General features: G+C 54.2%; 17 protein-coding genes. 12 read left to right on the top strand and 5 right to left on the bottom strand.

Annotated features, from left to right (window positions below; all coding sequences use genetic code 11):
* Nucleotides 1-76: 76 nt before the first annotated feature.
* From topA to acnA, 4 genes are all read left to right on the top strand, one after another.
* Entirely contained in the window at nucleotides 77-2701 is a 2625-nt protein-coding gene (gene topA, locus AC0T7J_RS02455) for a type I DNA topoisomerase (protein WP_473791932.1), read from the top strand.
* A 183-nt stretch (nucleotides 2702-2884) separates the two neighbouring features.
* Nucleotides 2885-3859 carry an HTH-type transcriptional regulator CysB gene (gene cysB / locus AC0T7J_RS02450; RefSeq protein WP_003853865.1) on the top strand — a complete coding sequence of 325 codons (975 nt, stop codon included), beginning with the start codon at nucleotides 2885-2887 and terminating at the stop codon, nucleotides 3857-3859.
* A gap of 496 nt (nucleotides 3860-4355) precedes the next feature.
* Nucleotides 4356-4514, top strand: a complete 159-nt coding sequence (locus AC0T7J_RS02445) for a YmiA family putative membrane protein (protein ID WP_071778593.1) — start codon at nucleotides 4356-4358, stop codon at nucleotides 4512-4514.
* A 597-nt stretch (nucleotides 4515-5111) separates the two neighbouring features.
* The gene (gene acnA / locus AC0T7J_RS02440) at nucleotides 5112-7793 is read left to right on the top strand and encodes an aconitate hydratase AcnA (protein WP_473791930.1); all 2682 of its coding nucleotides are present in this window, start codon (nucleotides 5112-5114) and stop codon (nucleotides 7791-7793) included.
* A 340-nt stretch (nucleotides 7794-8133) separates the two neighbouring features.
* Here acnA and ribA read toward each other — a convergent pair whose 3' ends face one another.
* A complete protein-coding gene (gene ribA, locus AC0T7J_RS02435; protein WP_010244482.1) occupies nucleotides 8134-8727 on the bottom strand; it encodes a GTP cyclohydrolase II in 594 nt (197 codons plus the stop codon).
* A gap of 227 nt (nucleotides 8728-8954) precedes the next feature.
* On the opposite strand from ribA, the gene pgpB reads away from it, so the two are divergent.
* The 5 genes from pgpB (at nucleotide 8955) to yciH (ending at nucleotide 12572) form a co-directional block, all read left to right on the top strand.
* Nucleotides 8955-9713, top strand: a complete 759-nt coding sequence (gene pgpB, locus AC0T7J_RS02430; protein WP_473791928.1) for a phosphatidylglycerophosphatase B — start codon at nucleotides 8955-8957, stop codon at nucleotides 9711-9713.
* 134 nt (nucleotides 9714-9847) lie between these two features.
* The gene (locus tag AC0T7J_RS02425; RefSeq protein WP_010244487.1) at nucleotides 9848-10156 is read left to right on the top strand and encodes a LapA family protein; all 309 of its coding nucleotides are present in this window, start codon (nucleotides 9848-9850) and stop codon (nucleotides 10154-10156) included.
* 6 nt (nucleotides 10157-10162) lie between these two features.
* Nucleotides 10163-11332 carry a lipopolysaccharide assembly protein LapB gene (gene lapB, locus AC0T7J_RS02420; RefSeq protein ID WP_473791926.1) on the top strand — a complete coding sequence of 390 codons (1170 nt, stop codon included), beginning with the start codon at nucleotides 10163-10165 and terminating at the stop codon, nucleotides 11330-11332.
* A 197-nt stretch (nucleotides 11333-11529) separates the two neighbouring features.
* Nucleotides 11530-12249: an orotidine-5'-phosphate decarboxylase gene (pyrF, locus tag AC0T7J_RS02415; RefSeq protein WP_473791924.1), complete on the top strand. Its 720-nt coding sequence runs from the start codon at nucleotides 11530-11532 to the stop codon at nucleotides 12247-12249.
* Nucleotides 12249-12572 (top strand): stress response translation initiation inhibitor YciH, encoded by a 324-nt coding sequence (gene yciH / locus AC0T7J_RS02410; RefSeq protein ID WP_473791923.1) that lies wholly within the window; start codon nucleotides 12249-12251, stop codon nucleotides 12570-12572. Before pyrF ends, yciH begins: the two co-directional genes overlap by 1 nt.
* A gap of 78 nt (nucleotides 12573-12650) precedes the next feature.
* Here the strand turns inward: yciH and osmB are convergent, their stop codons facing one another.
* Nucleotides 12651-12866 (bottom strand): osmotically-inducible lipoprotein OsmB, encoded by a 216-nt coding sequence (gene osmB, locus AC0T7J_RS02405; protein WP_003853848.1) that lies wholly within the window; start codon nucleotides 12864-12866, stop codon nucleotides 12651-12653.
* 347 nt (nucleotides 12867-13213) lie between these two features.
* On the opposite strand from osmB, the gene araD reads away from it, so the two are divergent.
* The 3 genes from araD to AC0T7J_RS02390 all read left to right on the top strand — a co-directional run bounded on the left by araD (nucleotide 13214) and on the right by AC0T7J_RS02390 (nucleotide 16125).
* A complete protein-coding gene (araD, locus tag AC0T7J_RS02400) occupies nucleotides 13214-13912 on the top strand; it encodes an L-ribulose-5-phosphate 4-epimerase (protein ID WP_473791920.1) in 699 nt (232 codons plus the stop codon).
* 218 nt (nucleotides 13913-14130) lie between these two features.
* Nucleotides 14131-15114: a 2-keto-3-deoxygluconate transporter gene (gene kdgT, locus AC0T7J_RS02395; RefSeq protein WP_473791918.1), complete on the top strand. Its 984-nt coding sequence runs from the start codon at nucleotides 14131-14133 to the stop codon at nucleotides 15112-15114.
* Between the two features lie 144 nt (nucleotides 15115-15258).
* Complete coding sequence (locus AC0T7J_RS02390; RefSeq protein ID WP_003853843.1) at nucleotides 15259-16125, top strand: crotonase/enoyl-CoA hydratase family protein; 867 nt, start codon at nucleotides 15259-15261, stop codon at nucleotides 16123-16125.
* A 12-nt stretch (nucleotides 16126-16137) separates the two neighbouring features.
* Here the strand turns inward: AC0T7J_RS02390 and pdeR are convergent, their stop codons facing one another.
* The 3 genes from pdeR to AC0T7J_RS02375 form a co-directional block, all read right to left on the bottom strand.
* A complete protein-coding gene (gene pdeR / locus AC0T7J_RS02385) occupies nucleotides 16138-18123 on the bottom strand; it encodes a cyclic di-GMP phosphodiesterase (protein ID WP_473791916.1) in 1986 nt (661 codons plus the stop codon).
* 159 nt (nucleotides 18124-18282) lie between these two features.
* Nucleotides 18283-18573, bottom strand: a complete 291-nt coding sequence (locus tag AC0T7J_RS02380) for a YbdD/YjiX family protein (RefSeq protein ID WP_473791914.1) — start codon at nucleotides 18571-18573, stop codon at nucleotides 18283-18285.
* The gene (locus AC0T7J_RS02375; protein ID WP_473791912.1) at nucleotides 18566-20635 is read right to left on the bottom strand and encodes a carbon starvation CstA family protein; all 2070 of its coding nucleotides are present in this window, start codon (nucleotides 20633-20635) and stop codon (nucleotides 18566-18568) included. The genes AC0T7J_RS02380 and AC0T7J_RS02375 overlap by 8 nt, the downstream gene beginning before the upstream one ends.
* Nucleotides 20636-20661: the final 26 nt, after the last annotated feature.

The raw sequence follows: 20661 nt of genomic DNA, 5'->3' as shown, positions 1-20661 counted from the left end.
ATATTGAACCCAATGGGTTTTCGGGCATCCAATCCTCTCCCGTTAAGCAGGATGTTTTCATTAGATAAAGGTAAATATGGGTAAAGCACTCGTTATTGTTGAGTCCCCGGCAAAGGCTAAAACAATCAATAAATACCTGGGCAGTGACTACGTGGTTAAATCCAGCGTTGGTCACATCCGGGATCTGCCGACCAGTGGTTCAACCGCAAAGAAGAGTGCTGACGCCTCGACAGATAAGAAAGCCAAAGACGCTTCGACTGACAAGAAAGTCAAAAAAGTTAAAAAAGATGAGAAGGCCGCACTTGTCAGCCGCATGGGTGTAGACCCGTATCACGGCTGGGAAGCGGATTATCAGATTCTGCCTGGCAAAGAGAAAGTCGTTGCCGAACTGAAGGCGTTAGCCGCCAATGCTGACCACATCTATCTCGCAACCGACCTTGACCGCGAAGGGGAAGCCATTGCCTGGCACCTGCGGGAAGTGATTGGTGGCGATGACTCGCGCTTCAGCCGCGTCGTGTTTAACGAAATAACCAAGAATGCGATTCGTCAGGCGTTTGAAAAGCCGGGCGAACTGAATATTGATCGGGTGAATGCTCAGCAGGCGCGTCGCTTTATGGACCGCGTGGTGGGCTACATGGTTTCGCCACTGCTGTGGAAAAAGATCGCCCGTGGTCTTTCTGCCGGACGTGTGCAATCCGTTGCCGTTCGCCTGGTGGTGGAACGTGAACGTGAGATTAAAGCCTTTGTTCCCGAAGAGTACTGGGAAGTTAATGCCGCGCTGACCACGCCGAAAGGCGATGAGCTGTCGATGGACGTGACGCACAAAGGCGATAAGGCCTTCCGTCCGGTCAACCGCGACGAGACGTATGCTGCCGTCGCGCTGCTGGAAAAAGCGCGCTATGAGATCGTGGATCGTGAAGATAAGCCGACCAGCAGCAAGCCGGGAGCGCCTTATATCACCTCGACCCTGCAGCAGGCTGCCAGCACCCGTCTCGGCTTTGGCGTCAAGAAGACCATGATGATGGCCCAGCGGCTGTACGAAGCGGGCCACATTACCTATATGCGTACCGATTCTACCAACCTGAGTCAGGATGCGGTCGCCATGGCGCGTGGCTATATCGAAAGCAATTTCGGTAAAAGATATCTGCCTGAAAACGCCATAACTTACGCCAGCAAAGAGAACTCCCAGGAAGCGCACGAAGCGATTCGTCCTTCTGATGTGGAAGTGGTGGCGGAAAAGCTGAAAGATATGGAAGCGGATGCGCAGAAACTCTATCAGCTGATCTGGCGTCAGTTTGTTGCCTGTCAGATGACACCAGCAAAATATGACTCCAGCACTATTACCGCCGCCGCCGGTGATTTCCGGCTCAAAGCGAAAGGCCGTATTCTGCGTTTCGACGGCTGGACCAAAGTGATGCCTGCGCTGCGTAAGAATGATGAAGATCGTACGCTGCCTGCGGTCAGTGTGGGTGATGTTCTGGACCTGCAGCAACTGCTGCCTGGTCAGCACTTCACCAAGCCACCGGCGCGCTTCAGCGAAGCGTCACTGGTGCGTGAGCTGGAGAAGCGCGGAATTGGTCGTCCATCTACCTACGCCGCCATTACCTCGACGATTCAGGATCGTGGCTACGTACGGGTTGAAAACCGCCGTTTTTATGCGGAAAAAATGGGTGAAATCGTCACCGATCGTCTGGAAGAGAACTTCCGCGAACTGATGAATTATGATTTCACCGCCCGCATGGAAAGTAACCTTGACCAGGTTGCCAATAACCAGGCGCAATGGAAAGCGGTACTCGACCACTTCTTCACCGATTTTACCCAGCAGCTCGAACTGGCTGAGAAAGATCCTGAAGAGGGCGGGATGCAGCCGAACCAGATGGTGCTGACCTCGATTGACTGTCCGACCTGTAGCCGTCCGATGGGGATTCGAACGGCCAGCACCGGCGTTTTCCTGGGCTGCTCCGGCTATGCGCTGCCGCCTAAAGAGCGCTGCAAACAGACCATCAACCTGATCCCGGAAAATGAAGTTCTCAATATTCTGGAAGGGGATGATGCTGAAACCAACGCCCTGCGTGCCCGTCGTCGCTGCCAGAAGTGTGGCACGGCCATGGACAGCTACCTGATCGATAACGAACGTAAACTGCATGTCTGCGGTAATAACCCGGAGTGTGATGGTTACGAGATTGAGAAGGGCGAATTCCGCATCAAAGGCTATGACGGCCCGGTGGTGGAGTGCGAGAAGTGTGGTTCGGAGATGCACCTGAAGATGGGACGCTTTGGTAAGTACATGGCGTGTACCAATGAAGAGTGCAAAAACACCCGTAAGATTCTGCGTAGTGGAGAAGTCGCACCGCCGAAAGAAGATCCGGTTCCGCTGCCAGAGCTGGCATGTGAGAAGTCGGATGCTTACTTCGTGTTGCGTGACGGCGCGGCGGGTGTTTTCCTCGCGGCCAACACCTTCCCGAAATCACGCGAGACGCGTGCGCCGCTGGTGGAAGAGCTGCAGCGCTTCAAAGAGCGTCTGCCTGAGAAGCTGAAATATCTGGCCGACGCGCCAGCAGCCGATCCGGAAGGCAACAAAACGCTGGTGCGGTTTAGCCGCAAGACCAAACAGCAGTATGTCTCCTCAGAAAAAGAGGGCAAGGCAACCGGCTGGTCCGCCTTCTATATAGATGGCAAATGGCAGGAAGCGAAAAAGTAATCCCTGAAGGCCAGCGCTCGCTGGCCTTTTTCTGAGCCTTATATCAATCCGTTCTACTCTCTCTCTTAAACTGATATAGTTGTTATAGCATTTCCGACCTTTCCTGATGCATAGCCTTTTTTAACCTCGCGACTATACGTCAACCGGGGATGCGACTCTGTAACTTACCGGGATGGAATAGATATGAAATTACAGCAGTTGCGCTATATCGTTGAAGTGGTCAATCACAATCTCAACGTCTCTTCGACGGCGGAAGGTCTCTACACCTCTCAACCCGGCATCAGTAAACAGGTGCGCATGCTGGAAGATGAACTGGGCGTGCAAATCTTTGCCCGCAGCGGTAAACATCTCACCCAGGTCACGCCTGCAGGGGAAGAGATTATCCGTATAGCGCGAGAAGTTCTCTCCAAAGTGGATGCGATAAAATCGGTAGCCGGTGAACACACCTGGCCTGATAAAGGCTCTCTCTATGTCGCAACCACGCACACTCAGGCTCGCTACGCGCTGCCTGGGGTGATTAAAGGCTTTATTGAGCGCTATCCTCGCGTCTCTTTGCACATGCATCAGGGCTCTCCGACCCAGATCGCCGAAGCCGTCTCCAAAGGTAATGCGGATTTTGCCATCGCCACCGAAGCCCTGCATCTCTATGACGATTTAATCATGCTGCCGTGCTACCACTGGAACCGGGCGATTGTGGTGACTGCCGACCATCCGCTGGCTGGAAAAGGGCAGGTCACCATTGAGGAGCTGGCCGAATATCCGCTGGTGACCTACACCTTTGGCTTTACCGGACGTTCAGAGCTGGATACGGCCTTCAATCGTGCAGGATTAACGCCACGCATCGTCTTTACCGCGACCGACGCCGACGTGATCAAAACCTATGTCCGCTTAGGTCTGGGGGTTGGCGTTATCGCCAGCATGGCGGTGGATCCGGTAGCCGATCCTGACCTGATTCGCATTGAAGCCGCCGATATCTTTACCAACAGCACCACTAAGATTGGTTTCCGCCGCAGCACCTTCCTGCGCAGCTATATGTATGATTTTATCCAACGTTTTGCGCCACACCTGACGCGCGATGTGGTAGATACCGCGGTTGCGCTGCGCTCCAATGAAGACATTGAGGCGATGTTTAAAGATATCAAACTGCCGTTTAAATAGAATTTAACCTCCCCGCGTAAACATAAGGCTGCCTGGTGCAGCCTTTTTTGTCTCCTGGCTTTAGCGCCAAATGAGAATCAAAAGTTTTTATGATTTTTTTGTAAATGAAACATTGATCACATGTTTCTCCATCGGTCTTTCTTAAATGCGAATTACAACACATTTTTAACTATGTTACTTTGCGGCTTGCCAGGATTATTCCCATACTCCAGTTAAGAGCCGATGTGGGAAGCCAGTAAACATAAGGTTCTTAAGTTGTCTCTATAGTTTTAAGTGGATCTGTTTTTAAATTAACTCAAATTTTTAAGCGGGTCTTTTAATTAAATATTAGTTCCGGGATTAATGATTTCTTACGTTATCTGAGCTCATTGATTAATACCGTTAATCGTTTTACTCAATAAAAATAACTGGATTTTTGGCCTTAAGGCGTTTAGGATTCCTCCTAAATCTTAATCGATGTTATCAATCATTTTGTTGAGAGTGATTATCAAAAACTATGAATACACGACTGACTGTACAACCGGGTTTCCCGGCAAAAAGCACCAAGGTTGAGCGTACCGGCAACACGCGTCGCAAAGCCTGGTTAACCGTATTCGCTGCCTCTGCGCTGTTTTGGGTAGTTGTCGCGTTAATGATTTGGCGTATCTGGGGCTAAAGCCATGTGGGCAAATACACTCAGTCATAAACGTTCCCTGACCTCAGGTCAGCACAAGACGGTCTCCTGTAAAGGAAAAGAACCCCTTGCAAAGGACGAAAAAGTGTCTATCCCCGATTCGTGGGATTTGAGTGATAACCAGCGACTTTTTATTGAGTCATTTCTGGACCCTAAAAACAAATAACGTTGTCAGACCATATAATAGTCACTGTTCTTTTATAGCCGGATTTTCCGGTGGGCGTTTAAATGCCCTTCACCACATCCTGTACGACCAAAGGGTGTCGCCTCTATAAGGCGACCGCAAAAACTTTTACGCCCGATTCCGGCGAAGGAGTGAACCAAATGAATATCATTAAAATGTCCTGGCTCAGCGCGTATGCATTCTCCTTTGCGTTCTGGTCTGCGGCGGTGTGGATAACCCTGTAATTTGAATTAAAACACCTTTTTATGATGCCTCGTGACTTCACGGGGCATTTTCGTTTGCGAGCGATTGTAGCAATTTGTGTTGTAATCAAAACGTTAACGAATTTGTGGTCTATCTTTAACATAAACCTTTGTCTCTCTAAGGTTTAAAGACCATGAATGAAAGGAGGAGCTATGTCGTCTACCCTACGCGAGCAGAGTCAGGAAATACTGCAGGTCGACACCAAAAAATATCACATCTTCAGTCTTCCCCATGCTGCTCAACACCTTGGCAATATCGATCGCCTGCCAAAATCGCTTAAAGTCCTGCTGGAAAATTTATTGCGCTATCAGGATGGTGACTCTGTTACGGCGGAGGACATCCAGGCGCTGGTTGACTGGCAGAAAGATGCCCATGCCGATCGAGAAATTGCCTACCGGCCAGCCCGCGTACTGATGCAGGATTTTACAGGCGTGCCGGCGGTAGTTGACCTTGCTGCGATGCGAGAAGCCGTGAATCGGCTAGGCGGCGATGTGGCGAAAGTCAATCCGTTGTCACCGGTTGATCTGGTCATCGACCACTCGGTTACTGTTGATCATTTTGGCGATGATGACGCCTTTGAAGAGAACGTCCGGCTGGAGATGGAGCGAAACCATGAGCGCTATGTCTTTCTCCGCTGGGGCCAGAAAGCATTTGATAAATTCCGCGTCGTGCCGCCGGGTACCGGTATTTGCCATCAGGTGAATCTGGAGTATCTCGGCAAGGCGATCTGGCATGAAACTCTGAATGGTGAAGAGTACGCCTGGCCCGATACGCTGGTCGGAACTGACTCTCACACCACCATGATCAACGCGCTTGGCGTGCTGGGATGGGGAGTAGGGGGAATCGAAGCCGAAGCCGCCATGCTTGGTCAGCCTGTTTCAATGCTCATCCCGGATGTGGTGGGTTTCAAACTCACCGGCAAACTGCGGGCGGGCATTACCGCAACCGACCTCGTGTTGACCGTTACCCAGATGCTGCGTAAGCATGGTGTCGTCGGCAAATTCGTTGAGTTTTACGGTGATGGTCTGGCCGATCTGCCGCTGGCAGACCGCGCGACCATCGCTAATATGGCACCGGAATATGGCGCGACCTGCGGATTCTTCCCGGTCGATGATGTCACGCTGAGCTACATGACACTAACCGGACGCGATGCCGAACAGGTTGCATTAGTGGAAGCTTATGCCAAAGCACAGGGCCTGTGGCGCAATCCCGGTGATGAGCCGCGTTTTACCAGCACCCTGGCGCTGGATATGAACGAGGTAGAATCGAGCCTTGCCGGACCAAAACGTCCGCAGGATCGTGTCTCTCTGGGCGATGTGCCCGCCGCATTTGCTGCCAGCAACGAACTGGAAGTGAATCAGGCGCAGAAATCACATAAAAATGTTGAGTATACCGACAGTGATACCGGGCTGACGCATAAGCTGACCGATGGTGCGGTGGTGATCAGTGCGATTACCTCCTGTACTAACACCTCCAACCCCAGCGTCTTAATGGCGGCCGGTTTACTGGCGAAGAAAGCGGTGGAGCGGGGTCTGAAACGTCAGCCGTGGGTCAAAGCCTCACTGGCGCCTGGTTCTAAAGTGGTTTCAGACTACCTGGCCGTCGCGCAACTGACCTCCTATCTCGACGAACTGGGCTTCAATCTGGTTGGTTATGGCTGCACCACCTGTATCGGTAACTCCGGCCCGCTGAAAGATGAAATCGAGTCTGCGATTAAAGCAGGCGATCTTACAGTGGGTGCTGTGCTGTCCGGCAACCGCAACTTTGAAGGCCGTATTCATCCGCTGATTAAAACCAACTGGCTGGCGTCGCCGCCGCTGGTGGTGGCCTACGCGCTGGCGGGTAACATGAAGATCAACCTGCAGACCGAGCCGCTGGGCCACGATCGTCAGGGCCAGCCGGTCTATCTGAAAGATATCTGGCCGTCGCCGGAAGAGATCGCCACGGCTGTGCAGCAGGTCACCAGCGACATGTTCCATAAAGAGTACGCTGAAGTCTTCGACGGCACACCAGAGTGGCAGGAGATTAAGGTCAGTGAAGCGGCGACCTACGACTGGGATGAAGGATCGACTTATATCCGTCTGTCGCCTTTCTTTGATGATATGGAGAAAGAGCCTAAGCCAGTGCAGGATATTCGCGGGGCGCGAGTACTGGCCTTGCTGGGCGACTCGGTCACCACTGACCATATTTCACCGGCGGGCAGCATTAAAGCGGAAAGTCCGGCCGGGCGGTATCTGCTGTCACACGGCGTTGAGCGCACCGACTTTAACTCCTATGGTTCGCGTCGCGGTAATCATGAGGTGATGATGCGCGGCACCTTCGCCAACATCCGTATCCGCAACGAAATGGTGCCAGGCGTGGAGGGCGGTTATACCCGACACTACCCCAGCGGCGAACAGCTGGCCATCTATGATGCAGCGATGAAATATCAGGCGGAGGGCGTGCCGCTGGCAGTGATTGCCGGGAAAGAGTACGGCTCCGGCTCAAGCCGCGACTGGGCGGCTAAAGGGCCACGTCTGCAGGGCGTCAGGGTAGTGATTGCGGAATCTTTTGAGCGTATTCACCGCTCAAACCTGATTGGGATGGGCATTCTGCCCCTGGAGTTCCCGCAGGGCGTGACCCGCAAAACCCTGGGACTGACCGGTGAGGAAAGTATTGACGTAGAAAATCTTCAGGCACTGACGCCAGGCTGCAGCGTTAAAGTCACGCTGACCCGTTCTGACGGCAGTAAGGAAGAGCTGGACACCCGCTGTCGCATCGATACCGGTAATGAGCTGACCTATTACCGCAATGACGGCATCCTGCACTATGTTATCCGCAATATGCTGGACTGAAAAAAGCCGGGGAAACCCGGCTTTTTTATGTCGTTTACAAAGTCTGTAATAAGACGCTGTGAGACCATGGCTGCACAGGGAACACGGTGAGATCGGAAAGACGCTAAAGCCGTCATCCATGACATGCCCGGCCCGCGCAATTACGCACCTTATTCCTGAGGTGCGCCCGTACCGGGCCAACGCTTTGCGTTGTTCAAAAACGCTCCCGGCGTTTTTATCCGGGCGGCGGGACGCTTTCCTCTTCTGATCGTGCACCCTGCGCGTTGAGCTAATCCGTTGCTTCAGGATTCTCTCAGATTTGGCTTCTTTAAGGGTCAGATGCCAGTGTGTCCCAGCTTATTTATGACTTCGGCAACAGATGCCCCATCTTTTCCGCTTTGGTATCCAGATAGTGCGCATTCTTCGGATTACGTCCCACTACCAGCGGCACGCGTTCAACAATGTTGATCCCGGCTTCGCTGAGGATCTCCACTTTACGCGGGTTATTGGTCAGCAGGCGCACTTCATTGACGCCCAGCAGTTTGAACATATCCGCGCACAGCGTGAAGTCGCGTTCATCGGCGGCAAAGCCCAACTGATGGTTCGCTTCTACCGTGTCATACCCTTTGTCCTGCAACGCATAGGCGCGAATCTTATTCAGCAGACCGATGTTACGGCCTTCCTGACGGTGATAAAGCAGTGCGCCGCGACCCTCTTCTGCGATGGCATTGAGGGCGGCTTCCAGCTGAAAACCACAGTCGCAACGCAGGCTGAAGAGGGCATCGCCAGTCAGGCATTCGGAGTGAACGCGCGCCAGGACCGGCTCGTTATCGTTAATATCGCCAAAAACCAGTGCAACGTGGTCATGTCCGGTTGCCAGTTCTTCAAAACCAACCATCAGGAAATCTCCCCATGGCGTGGGCAGTTTGGCTTCTGCCACCCGTTTAAGCTGCATGTGACTCTCCAGAACCTTCAGAGGATGCACTATCATCATGATAGTGCACAGGCCAGTGTGGCCCGACAAACGTGCAATATTGTGCCACAACCCGCGAGCGGGCTGGTAATCTCTGATACCAATTGCAGTGATAAAGCACAATTATCCAATCGGCAATGGTTATGTTATTCTTTTTTAAGCTAAAGTTATGCAATTGTTGTCTTTTGACGCCGGGATAAGGGAAGAGGATGTTTAAGATTTCACGTCGTACCACCTTTGGAATGCTGCTGCTGCTCATTATGCCGGTTGCGGTCTGGCTGAGCGGCTGGCGCTGGCAACCGGGCGAAAGCAATGCACTGCTTAAAGGTCTCTTCTGGATGACCGAAACCGTTACCAACCCCTGGGGCATTGTTACCAGCATTGTGCTGAGTGCCTGGATGCTCTGGTGCCTGCGCTTTCGCCTGAAACCGGCCATCTTACTGCTGCTGATCATGAACGCCACCATTCTGGCAGGGCAATACACCAAATCCTTTATCAAAGAGCAGATTCAGGAGCCGCGTCCCTATGTGATCTGGCTGGAACAGCATCACGGGCTGGATGAAAAGACCTTCTACGAGCTGAAGCGCAAACAGCGTGGCGAAATGGTGACCTCACTGATTGCCGATGAGACTCAGATCCCTGGCTGGCTGAAACGGCACTGGGCGTTTGAAACGGGTTTTGCCTTTCCGTCGGGACATACGATGTTTGCCGCCAGCTGGGCACTGCTGGCATTGGGTCTGCTCTGGCCGCGTCGGCACTATAAAACCGTGGTGGTAATCTTTATATGGGCCACCGGCGTGATGGCAAGTCGTCTGCTGCTGGGCATGCACTGGCCACGCGATCTGGCGATGGCAACGGTACTCTCCTGGCTACTGGTCACCATTGCCACCTGGCTGGCGCAGCGCTTCTGTGGCCCGCTGACGCTGCCGCCAGAAGAGCAAAAAGAGGTGGCCCAGCGGGAGCCCTGATTGTAATTGACCCGTAAGACCCCATATTATTAGACAGGCCTGCGCAAAAGCGACTCGCCCGATGCTGCTGGGAGCAGCATTTTTGCTGGAGTTTTGGCATAATTCTACCCGACAACCTCACAACAGGATGCACTGTGAAATATTTGCTGATTTTTTTAGTGGTACTGGTCATTTTCATTATTTCCGTCACCCTGGGTGCGCATAACGATCAGGTCATTACTTTTAACTATCTGCTGGCGCAGGGTGAGTTCAGCATCTCGACCTTACTGGCATCACTGTTTGGCGCAGGTTTCGTGCTTGGCTGGATTATCTGCGGTCTGTTCTGGTTACGGACCCGTGTTTCCCTGGCGAATGCCAACCGGAAAATAAAGCGTATGCAGACCCAAATCGAGCAGAGTACTGCCCTGGCGACCACGCCATCTTCTCCGGCTGGCCGGGAATAATCTCCGATGCATGAATTGCTGTTTCTGTTACTGCCTGTGGCGGCGGCGTATGGCTGGTATATGGGCCGTCGCAGCGCGCATCAGGATAAGCAACAGGAAGCCAACCGACTGTCTCGTGAATATGTCGCTGGCGTTAACTTCCTGCTCTCTAATCAGCAGGACAAAGCGGTCGACCTGTTCCTCGATATGCTGAAAGAGGACAGCGGCACGGTAGAAGCGCACCTGACGCTGGGTAATCTGTTCCGATCGCGCGGGGAAGTCGACCGCGCTATCCGTATCCATCAGGCGTTAATGGAAAGCGCCTCCCTGAGCTACGAGCAGCGTCTGCTCGCCGTGCAACAGCTGGGTCGTGACTACATGGCGGCGGGCTTATATGACCGCGCTGAAGATATGTTTAAGCAGCTCACCGATGAAACTGACTTTCGTGTCGGCGCGCTGCAACAGCTGCTGCTGATCCATCAGGCCACCAGCGACTGGCAACAGGCGATTGAAGTCGCAGAACGGCTGGTCAGGCTCGGCAAAGAGAAGCAGAAAGGCGAAATTGCCCACTTCTACTGTGAACTGGCGTTACAGGCGATGAGCAGCGACGATCTGGATCGTGCGATGAGCCTGCTGAAGAAAGGCGAGGCGGCCGATCGTAATAGCGCACGCATCTCTATCATGATGGGTCGTATTCTGATGGAGAAAGAAGATTTCGCCAAAGCGGTGGGGCATCTGCAACGGGTGCTGGATCAGGATAAAGAGCTGGTGAGTGAAACACTGGGGATGCTGGAAACCTGTTTCCAGCGGCTCAATCAGCCAGAAGCCTGGTCCGATTTCCTGCAGCGCTGTGTCGAAGAGAACACCGGTGCGGCTGCGGAACTCTATCTGTCTGACATCCTGGAGCAGCAGCAGGGACCCGACGCGGCCCAGAATTACATCAGCCGTCAGTTGCAGCGTCATCCTACCATGCGTGTGTTCCACCGCCTGATGGATTTGAATCTGCATGAGGCGGAAGATGGCCGCGCGAAAGAGAGCCTGATGGTATTGCGCGACATGGTGGGCGAACAGATTCGCACCAAGCCGCGCTATCGCTGCCAGAAGTGCGGCTTTACCGCTCACGCACTCTACTGGCACTGCCCATCCTGCCGCACCTGGTCTTCGGTTAAACCCATTCGCGGCCTCGACGGCCAGTAAACCGGCCATTACTGACAACGTGACGGTAACTCAATTTAGTTACAACATACTATAAGGATGATTTGCCAGCAGACCTCAGCAACAGTGCATAAATTGCCTGACAGGGGGCAATGCCGATTGTGATGGTCAGACACCACAGGTAGAATGCTTGCCGTTTGTCTATTGCGCCTGCGGGTGCCTGTTGCAGAGGAAATGCCATGCCTTCACCCCACAACGTGACCGCTTCGCCGATTCTGGTAGCCCTGGATTATCATGACCTCGACAGCGCACTGCGATTCGTCGACCAGATCGATCCCCGCAGTTGCCGCCTTAAAGTAGGCAAAGAAATGTTCACGCTATTTGGCCCGTCGCTGGTTAAAACTTTGCAGCAGCGCGGCTTTGAAATCTTCCTCGATCTTAAATTTCACGATATTCCCAATACGACCGCTCATGCCGTGGCGGCGGCTGCCGACCTCGGGGTCTGGATGGTCAACGTTCATGCCAGCGGCGGGGCGCGGATGATGAACGCGGCGCGTGAGGCGCTGCTACCCTTTGGTAAAGATGCGCCGCTGCTGATTGCGGTCACCGTACTGACCAGCATGGATGCAGGCGATCTCAAAGGGCTGGGCATCACGCTTTCGCCTGCTGAACAGGCCGAGCGGCTGGCGCAGCTGACGCAGTCATGCGGACTGGATGGTGTGGTCTGTTCCGCACATGAAGCTGTCCGCTTCAAACAGGTTATGGGCCAGGACTTTGCACTCGTCACGCCGGGGATCCGCCCGGCAGGTAGTGATGCAGGGGATCAGCGCCGCATCATGACACCTCAGCAGGCGAAGCAGGCGGGCGTCGACTACATGGTGATCGGGCGTCCTATCACCCAATCCGCCGATCCCGCTGCCACCCTGCAGGCGATCCTTCACAGTCTGGAGACCCAATAATGGCGAAGGATAATCCACTGGTTTACTCAACCGACAGCGGGCGCATTACCCAGCCGGAGCCAGCGAAGGAGCGGCCAAAAGGGGATGGTATTGTGCGTATCCAGCGTCAGACCAGCGGTCGCAAGGGAAAAGGCGTCTGCCTGATTACCGGTATCGACCTGGACGACGAGGCATTGGCCCTGCTGGCGGCCGAACTGAAAAAGAAGTGCGGCTGCGGGGGTTCGGTGAAAGAGGGCATCATCGAGATTCAGGGGGATAAACGCGATTTACTGAAAAGCCTGCTGGAAGCCAAAGGTATGAAGGTCAAACTGGCGGGCGGCTGAATAAAAAATCGGGCTACTGAAGTAGCCCGATTGTCATGTAGATGCTTAGCGTAGCCGATTATTCTTTTAATGAGGTCTTTAGTGGACCTGATGACCGATAATACCACCGACAGCGGCGCCACCGACTGTGCCGAGTGCGCTACCATTGGTCAATACTGAACCCCCAATCGCACCCGCGCCCGCGCCAATGGCGGTATTGCGGTCACGCTTAGACCAGTTAGAACAGCCGCTCAGTGCAACAGCTAACGTGGTCGCCAGTACAACGGCAGTGATTCTTTTCATTGTTGTTGTCATACACTTCTCCTTTGATGTGCTCACAGAGGCAACACTCTTAGTATAGCTCCGATATTTCCTCAGCCCGCTTGTGTCGCATCATTGCCGCCTCCGTGTCGGCATGGAAATGTGATCACCATGGACAAACCGTTTGTAGCGAGTGAGCCACAATGCAAACCCTACAGGTCCACGCATTGCCTGAGAGGATATTAAGCGTTCTGGTTAAATTACGAAGATAGAAAATTCTGAAATCACCACACATTTTTGCATTCACAGCCATTCCTTCTGCGTTTATAGCCATTTGCTCCATAACGCTTTCGTGTCCGACTCCGCAAAATTCAGGGACGATTGTCAGCAGGAGAAAAGGCATGCTGGAACACCTTAAACAACAGGTTCTGGAAGCGAATCTGGATCTACCTAAATACAACCTGGTGACCTTCACCTGGGGCAATGTCAGCGCTGTTGATCGCGAACAGGGTTTGCTGGTGATTAAACCTTCCGGCGTGCGCTATGAAGTGATGAAGCGTGACGACATGGTCGTGGTCGATCTGGCGAGTGGCGATGTGGTGGAAGGCGATAAACGCCCCTCATCGGACACGGCGACCCATCGTGCGCTTTATCTCGCCTGGCCGGAAGTCGGTGGCATTGTTCATACCCATTCGCGCCATGCGACCATCTGGGCGCAGGCAGGACGCCCGATTCCTGCCTGGGGAACCACCCACGCCGATGATTTCTATGGTGAGATCCCCTGTACCCGCTCGATGCGCAATGAAGAGATTCAGCGCGACTACGAGTGGAACACCGGTGAGGTGATTATCGAGACTTTTGCACAACGCGGATTGTCACCCTCGGCGATCCCGGCGGTGCTGGTCAACTCCCACGGTCCGTTTGCCTGGGGGAAAGATGCCCACGCCGCTGTGCACAGCGCGGTCGTACTGGAGGAGGTGGCGTATATGGGCCTGTTCAGTCAGCAGCTAACCGCTAATCTGCCGCCGATCCAGCAGCCGCTACTTGACCTGCACTACCTGCGAAAGCATGGCGAGAACGCCTGGTACGGACAAAAATAGCGAGCGGGACGCCACGGCGTCCCGTTTTTTTTGGTCTCATCTGAGACTGGTATGGCGATCTGTATCATAGTTATCAAAACAACTAACCAATAAAATTAAAACAGCGTTTCATTTTATCGAGGCGATCACTGTTTTACACTTCCTGAGTCCCTATTTTGCTTGCATCGCCTTCGGGCACTTCCTGCTCCACCCTCTGGCATAGCAAAGGTGACATCCATATGCATATCAAACGTGCAATAGACAAAATTCCGGGCGGTATGATGCTTATTCCGCTTTTTATCGGCGCACTCTGTCATACGTTTTCCCCAGGCGCCGGGAAATACTTCGGTTCTTTCACCAACGGTCTGATGACCGGCACGGTGCCTATACTGGCCGTCTGGTTTTTCTGCATGGGCGCATCGATAAAACTCAGCGCCACCGGAACGGTTCTGCGTAAATCGGGCACGCTGGTGCTTACCAAGATTGCCGTTGCCTGGGTTGTGGCCGCCATTGCCTCACGGGTGATGCCGGAGAATGGCGTAGAAGTGGGAATGTTTGCCGGGTTATCGACGCTGGCGCTGGTGGCTGCCATGGATATGACCAATGGCGGCCTTTATGCCTCAATCATGCAGCAATATGGTTCCAAAGAGGAGGCAGGTGCGTTTGTGCTGATGTCTCTGGAGTCCGGGCCATTAATGACCATGGTTATCCTGGGCACCGCCGGCATCGCCTCATTCGAGCCGCACGTGTTTGTCGGGGCAGTCCTGCCGTTTATAGTGGGATTTGCATTAGGGAATCTTGATCCGGAGCTGCGCGAGTTCTTCGGAAAAGCCGTCCATACGCTGATTCCTTTCTTCGCTTTTGCTCTGGGTAACACCATTAACCTGGGGGTCATTGCGGAAACCGGACTGCTGGGCATCATGCTGGGCGTGTCGGTGATCATCATCACAGGTATCCCACTCATTCTGACCGATCGGCTGATTGGCGGCGGGGATGGCACAGCTGGTGTGGCCGCATCCAGTACGGCAGGTGCGGCGGTGGCGACGCCAGTGCTGATTGCCGAGATGCTGCCGCAGTTTAAACCGATTGCCCCTGCTGCTACAGCGCTTGTGGCGACTTCCGTTATTGTGACCTCCGTGCTGGTGCCGATCATCACGGCCATCTATTCAAAACGCGTTAAGCGTCTTCATGTTGCCGTGGAGCAGCGTGCCGCTATTAAGTAACCCGCCTAATCAATCCCCGACGCGCCAGTCGGGGATCACTCTGGATTTTGTGTTGTAAATCAATCTCTCATTTGGTCTGGCCTCACTCTGCATTACGCTGATGTGGCGTATTTAACGCATCAAATATAAACAGAGGATGAGACAATGACAGTTATTAACCAAGCAACGTGCAGATTGTTTACCGAAGTCGGCAACACCACGCAGTTAGTCGCTTATTACGAAGAAGGGCGTCGTACTATGTGGATGATGTTGCGTGCACAGCCCCGTCCGAGCTTCAACCATGAACTGATTGAGGAGATCATGAATCTGAGCTACGCCGCTCAGCGTTCCGGTCTGCCGATCGACTTCTGGGTTACCGGCTCTCTGGTGCCACAGATGTTTAACGCCGGTGGCGATCTGCGCTTCTTCGTCGAGTGCATTCGCAATAACCGGCGTGAGGCGCTGCGGGCCTATGCCCGTGCCTGCGTTGACTGCATCCATTCGGCAGCGCGGGGTTTTGATACCGGCGCGGTGACGCTGGCGATGATTGAGGGCAGTGCATTAGGCGGCGGATTCGAAGCGGCGCTGGCGCATCACTTTATTCTGGCGCAGAACAATGCGCGGATGGGTTTTCCGGAAATCGCGTTTAACCTCTTTCCCGGCATGGGCGGCTACTCACTGGTGGCGCGTCGTTCCGGCATGAAACTGGCAGAAGAGTTGATTTGTGAAGGAGAGTCCCACAGCGCAGAGTGGTATGAAACGCGCGGACTGGTAGATAAAGTCTTCCAGCCTGGTGACAGTTACCGCGCCACCCGTACCTTTATCGATACGTTACGACCTAAACTCAACGGCGTGCGGGCGATGCTGAAAGCGCGCCAGCGCGTGCTGCAACTGTCACGCGCTGAGCTGATGGATATCACCGAAGATTGGGTCGATTACGCCTTTACCATTGAACCCAAAGATATTGCTTACATGGAACGCCTGGTACAGTTACAAAACCGCCACAGCGCATCTCTGCGTAAAGCGGGTTAATCTGAACTAGCGTTAAACGCGGGCAGGATGCTTAGCCAGCCAATGCCCAAATTGTTCCGCGGGCATTGGTTTTGCGTAATAGTAGCCCTGACGCCCATCGACACCACTATTAAGGACAAACTTCTCTTCATCCGGGGTCTCAATACCCTCTGCAATCACCTGCAAATCGAGCGCCTTGGCGACGGCGACGATGGCACGCACCAGCGATTGTGAAACCGGCTGTTTATTAATATTGCGGATAAAACTTTGATCAAGCTTGATGGCGTTGATCGGCACACGTGCGAGCTGAGAAAGCGACGAGTAACCGGTGCCAAAGTCATCCAGATGAACCTGTGCGCCCAGCTCCTGAAACTGCTTCATCAGCCGCAGGGCTTCAGCTTCATTCTCTATCAGACAGCTCTCTGTGAGCTCAATATCGATAGGACAGTCGGTGATGTTCGCCTCATGCAGTGCCTGTTTCAGGTCAGTATAGATGCTTTGATCAATCAGTTGACGTGCCGACACGTTGACGGCGACGCGCAGAAAAATGCCCTGCTGGCGCCAGGCGATAATCTGTTTCAGCACATTGAGCATGACCCAGCGTCCGAGCGGCACAATCAGCCCCGACTCTTCGGCATAGGGAATGAAATCAGCGGGGGAGACAAGCCCACGCTCGGGTGAGTTCCAGCGCACCAGCGCTTCGGCGCTGCGGACTTCGCCATCACTGTCGATTTTCGGCTGGTAATGCACCAGCAGATGATCCAGTTCCAGCGCCTTACGCAGATTGGTGTCCAGCCACAGGTACTCAAAGACCCGCTGATTCATCTCTGCTGCAAAGACGCAGAACTTGCCGCGACCGTTCTCTTTGGCGTGATACATCGCGGTGTCAGCATTACGAATCAGGCTCTCGCGATCTTCACCATGCAACGGCGCGAAAGCGATCCCGATAGAGCAACCGCTGTACACTTCGATCAGTCCGATACGGAAAGGCTGACGCAGGCGCTCAAGAATGCGGGAGGACATCGCCTCCAGCGCAGCCTGGCTGGTGTGCTCAGCCAGCACCACGAATTCATCGCCACCCAGCCGGCCCAAAGTCTGGTCTTTGCCCAGACAGCTGAGAATCGCCAGTGAGACCGCCTGCAGTAACTGATCGCCGAACATATGACCGTAGGCGTCGTTCACTTTTTTGAAATTATCGAGATCGAGGTAGACCACGCCGGTCTCATCGCGCTCAGATCGCTCCAGCGCCAGGCTAATCTGTTGATGAATTGCGTTGCGATTAGGCAAGCCGGTCACCGTATCGGTGTTTGCCAGCACCCGGAGACGTTCCTGGGCGCGTCGCTCCTCGGTTATGTCGGTGCCAGAACAGATGAGGAAAATTTCATTTTTGCCACTGCCGCTGTGAACAAACTTATTACGAAACAGAAACAGTCGCTGACCTTTTTTGGTTTTAACCCAGCGCTCAACCTCATAGGAGTTGCCGTCACGGAAGAAGCCCGCAATATTGCGTCGTGACTGAGAGGCTTCCTGCTTAGTCATAAAGAGCTGAAAGACGTTACGGCCAATAACCTCATGCTCATTCAGACCGGTATATTCTTCACTCAGGCGGTTAAAACGCTGAATATTGCCGCGCTGATCGAGGATCACAATCACCGAGTTAGCTTCAGAAACCACCTGTTCGGCGAATGAAAGACCCAGGGTTAAGTCGCGGGCGACGGCTGAGGTATCGCCCCAGGCAGAAGCGGTTCCCGCCCAGGACGCCTGGTTCACTTTGCGTCCGACAAAATGCATCGGAACATCAATGCTCTGCAGCGTCATAGTCAGATTGATGCTTGAGGTGATGACCGGCATCGCACGTATCATGGCGGCCTGGCCGGGGGTCAGCGGCAGGGCGATATTAGTTTGTGACGACTCATCTTCGGCAAAATGCAACGCATCGCTGTCCGCGGTCAGACGCCAATGAGGGCTGGTTGTACCGAAAAGGGTGTACAACAACGTTTGCCCTTGTTCATCGGTCATGGAAACTTCCTCCGGGAAGTGCTCTGCAGGCGTTATCTCATTATTTTAGCAACAGTATTCATCATCTGACGCCAGCACAAGATGCAAACCGAATATATTTTCCCATCCAGATAAGAATGGCACAAAAAAGCCCCGGCGATTCGGGGCTGTTGAGTACGGTCAGCAGGGACATTTGCCCAGTTTGCCCGCCTGGCTGGGGAAGCGGGCATCCAGACAATAACGGTGGAAATCGCGCTCATTCATCGGCGGCTGATCGGGATGATGCAGCTGCATATGCTGCAGATATTTTTGATAATCCTGCACCCCGACCATTAAGCGAAAGCACTGTTGCAGGCCGCGCCAGAATCCCCGCCAGCTAAACGGCGGGGAAAGTGAGGAGGGCGCCGGCTGGCAGCGAATAATCTGCCACTCGCCCTGCGGACGGTGGGCCTGATGAATAGCATCAGACATGACGCACCTCCTTGTTGCGCAGCGTTACAGCTGACTCATGCGTGGTAGGAAGATCGCTGCGCAGCGCCCGGCGAATGACAAAGAACGCAGAGATGAGCATCGTGACCGCGACCAGCATAAAAAAGGCACACAGCGCGGCGTTAATCTGATTGCTGAACACGATGGTCTGCATATCCGCGACGCTTTTGGCCGGGGCGATGATCACCCCTTCATCCAGCCCTTTACGAAACTTATTCGCCTGCGCCAGGAAGCCGATAGACGGTTTTTCGTGGAAGATTTTCTGCCAGCCGGCAGTCATCGAGGTGATAAACAGCCAGATGGTCGGCAGGATAGTCACCCAGGCGTAACGCTGCTTTTTCATTTTGAACAGCACGACGGTGCCGAGGATCAGCGCCATGGACGCCAGCATCTGATTGCCGATACCAAACAGCGGCCACAGGGTGTTAATGCCGCCCAGCGGATCGACCACGCCCTGATAGACAAAGAAGCCCCAGCCCGCGACCGCCACGGTCGTGCCGGCCATATTGCCCAGCCAGGAGCGGTTATTCGCCATAGAAGGCACCACCGTGCCCACCAGGTCCTGCACCATAAAACGACAGGCGCGGGTACCGGCATCGACGGCTGTCAGAATGAACAGCGCTTCAAACAGGATGGCGAAGTGATACCAGAATGCCATCATCGCCCGGCTGTTAAAGATCTCGGTAATGATGTGGGCCATCCCCACGGCGAAGGTGGGCGCACCGCCTGCACGTGACAGAATCGAGCCTTCACCCACGTCACGGGCGATGCCGCTCAGCATTTCTGGCGTCACGACAAAGCCCCAGCCGTTGATCACCTGAGAGGCGCTTTCAACGGTGGTACCAATCAGCGCCGCCGGGGAGTTCATGGCAAAGTAGACGCCCGGATCCAGCACCGAGGCACAAATCAGCGCCATGATCGCCACAAAGGACTCCATCAGCATCGCGCCATAGCCAATAAAGCGGATGTGACTTTCCCGTTCTACCAGTTTTGGCGTGGTGCCGCTGGAGACCAGCGCATGGAAGCCGGAGATGGCGCCGCAGGCAATAGTAATAAACAGGAACGGGAACATTGCGCCGGAGAAGACCGGGCCGGTGCCGTCGATAAATTTGGTGACCGCCGGCATTTTCATCTCTGGCATGGCAAAGACGATGCCCACCGCCAGCCCGACAATTACGCCGATTTTAAGAAAAGTTGAAAGGTAGTCACGCGGAGCCAGCAGCAGCCAGACCGGCAGCACGGAGGCAATAAAGCCGTAGATCACCAGCACCCAGGTCAGTGAGGTGCCTTTCAGGGTAAAGAAGGGCCCCCAGTAAGGGTGCTGGGCTACGTCACCGCCATAGATAATCGCCGCCATCATCAGCACAAAACCAATCAGTGACACTTCGGCGATTTTACCGGGCCGGATAAAGCGCATGTAGACGCCCATAAACAGCGCAATCGGAATGGTGGCCGCGATGGTAAACAGTCCCCATGGGCTGTTCGCCAGCGCCTTGACCACCACCAGCGCCAGCGCCGACAGGATAATGATCATGACGCCCAGCGCGCCGAGCATGGTCACCACACCGGCAAACGCACCCAGCTCCTGCCGCGCCATCTCGCCCAGTGAACGGCCATCACGGCGGGTTGAGATAAACAGGATCAGGAAATCCTGTACCGCACCCGCCAGCATCACCCCGACCAGAATCCAGATGGTGCCCGGCAGAAAGCCCATCTGCGCCGCCAGAATCGGACCCACCAGCGGGCCGGCACCGGCGATAGCCGCAAAGTGGTGGCCAAACAGCACCCATTTATTGGTCGGGACATAATCGAGCCCGTCGCTCAGCCGCTCGGCAGGCGTCATCCGGCGGTCGTCCAGTTCAAAAATATTGCGGGCAATAAACAGGCTGTAGAAGCGATAAGCGATGCTGTAACAGGCGACAGCGGCTATCACCAGCCAGACTGCGTTGACGTGTTCGCCGCGGCTGAGGGCCAGCATGGCGAAAGCGCCTGCGCCGATTAACGCCACCACTAACCAGATCGCACTGGTTTTGACGTTTTTCATGACTAACTCCTTGTGAGGACCGAGAG

The sequence above is a fragment of the Pantoea sp. E956-1 genome, from assembly GCF_982223955.1.
This window is presented reverse-complemented; position numbering and strand designations above follow the sequence as displayed.

Bases quoted from the DNA above. Each gene is read 5' to 3' on its own strand.
- topA (WP_473791932.1), top strand. From the start codon at position 77: ATGGGTAAAGCACTCGTTATTGTTGAGTCCCCGGCAAAGGCTAAAACA.
- AC0T7J_RS02390 (WP_003853843.1), top strand. From the start codon at position 15,259: ATGACAGTTATTAACCAAGCAACGTGCAGATTGTTTACCGAAGTCGGC.
- cysB (WP_003853865.1), top strand. From the start codon at position 2,885: ATGAAATTACAGCAGTTGCGCTATATCGTTGAAGTGGTCAATCACAAT.
- yciH (WP_473791923.1), top strand. From the start codon at position 12,249: ATGGCGAAGGATAATCCACTGGTTTACTCAACCGACAGCGGGCGCATT.
- araD (WP_473791920.1), top strand. From the start codon at position 13,214: ATGCTGGAACACCTTAAACAACAGGTTCTGGAAGCGAATCTGGATCTA.
- AC0T7J_RS02375 (WP_473791912.1), bottom strand. From the start codon at position 20,635: ATGAAAAACGTCAAAACCAGTGCGATCTGGTTAGTGGTGGCGTTAATC.
- AC0T7J_RS02445 (WP_071778593.1), top strand. From the start codon at position 4,356: ATGAATACACGACTGACTGTACAACCGGGTTTCCCGGCAAAAAGCACC.
- acnA (WP_473791930.1), top strand. From the start codon at position 5,112: ATGTCGTCTACCCTACGCGAGCAGAGTCAGGAAATACTGCAGGTCGAC.
- osmB (WP_003853848.1), bottom strand. From the start codon at position 12,866: ATGACAACAACAATGAAAAGAATCACTGCCGTTGTACTGGCGACCACG.
- lapB (WP_473791926.1), top strand. From the start codon at position 10,163: ATGCATGAATTGCTGTTTCTGTTACTGCCTGTGGCGGCGGCGTATGGC.
- kdgT (WP_473791918.1), top strand. From the start codon at position 14,131: ATGCATATCAAACGTGCAATAGACAAAATTCCGGGCGGTATGATGCTT.
- ribA (WP_010244482.1), bottom strand. From the start codon at position 8,727: ATGCAGCTTAAACGGGTGGCAGAAGCCAAACTGCCCACGCCATGGGGA.
- pdeR (WP_473791916.1), bottom strand. From the start codon at position 18,123: ATGACCGATGAACAAGGGCAAACGTTGTTGTACACCCTTTTCGGTACA.
- pyrF (WP_473791924.1), top strand. From the start codon at position 11,530: ATGCCTTCACCCCACAACGTGACCGCTTCGCCGATTCTGGTAGCCCTG.
- pgpB (WP_473791928.1), top strand. From the start codon at position 8,955: ATGTTTAAGATTTCACGTCGTACCACCTTTGGAATGCTGCTGCTGCTC.
- AC0T7J_RS02380 (WP_473791914.1), bottom strand. From the start codon at position 18,573: ATGTCTGATGCTATTCATCAGGCCCACCGTCCGCAGGGCGAGTGGCAG.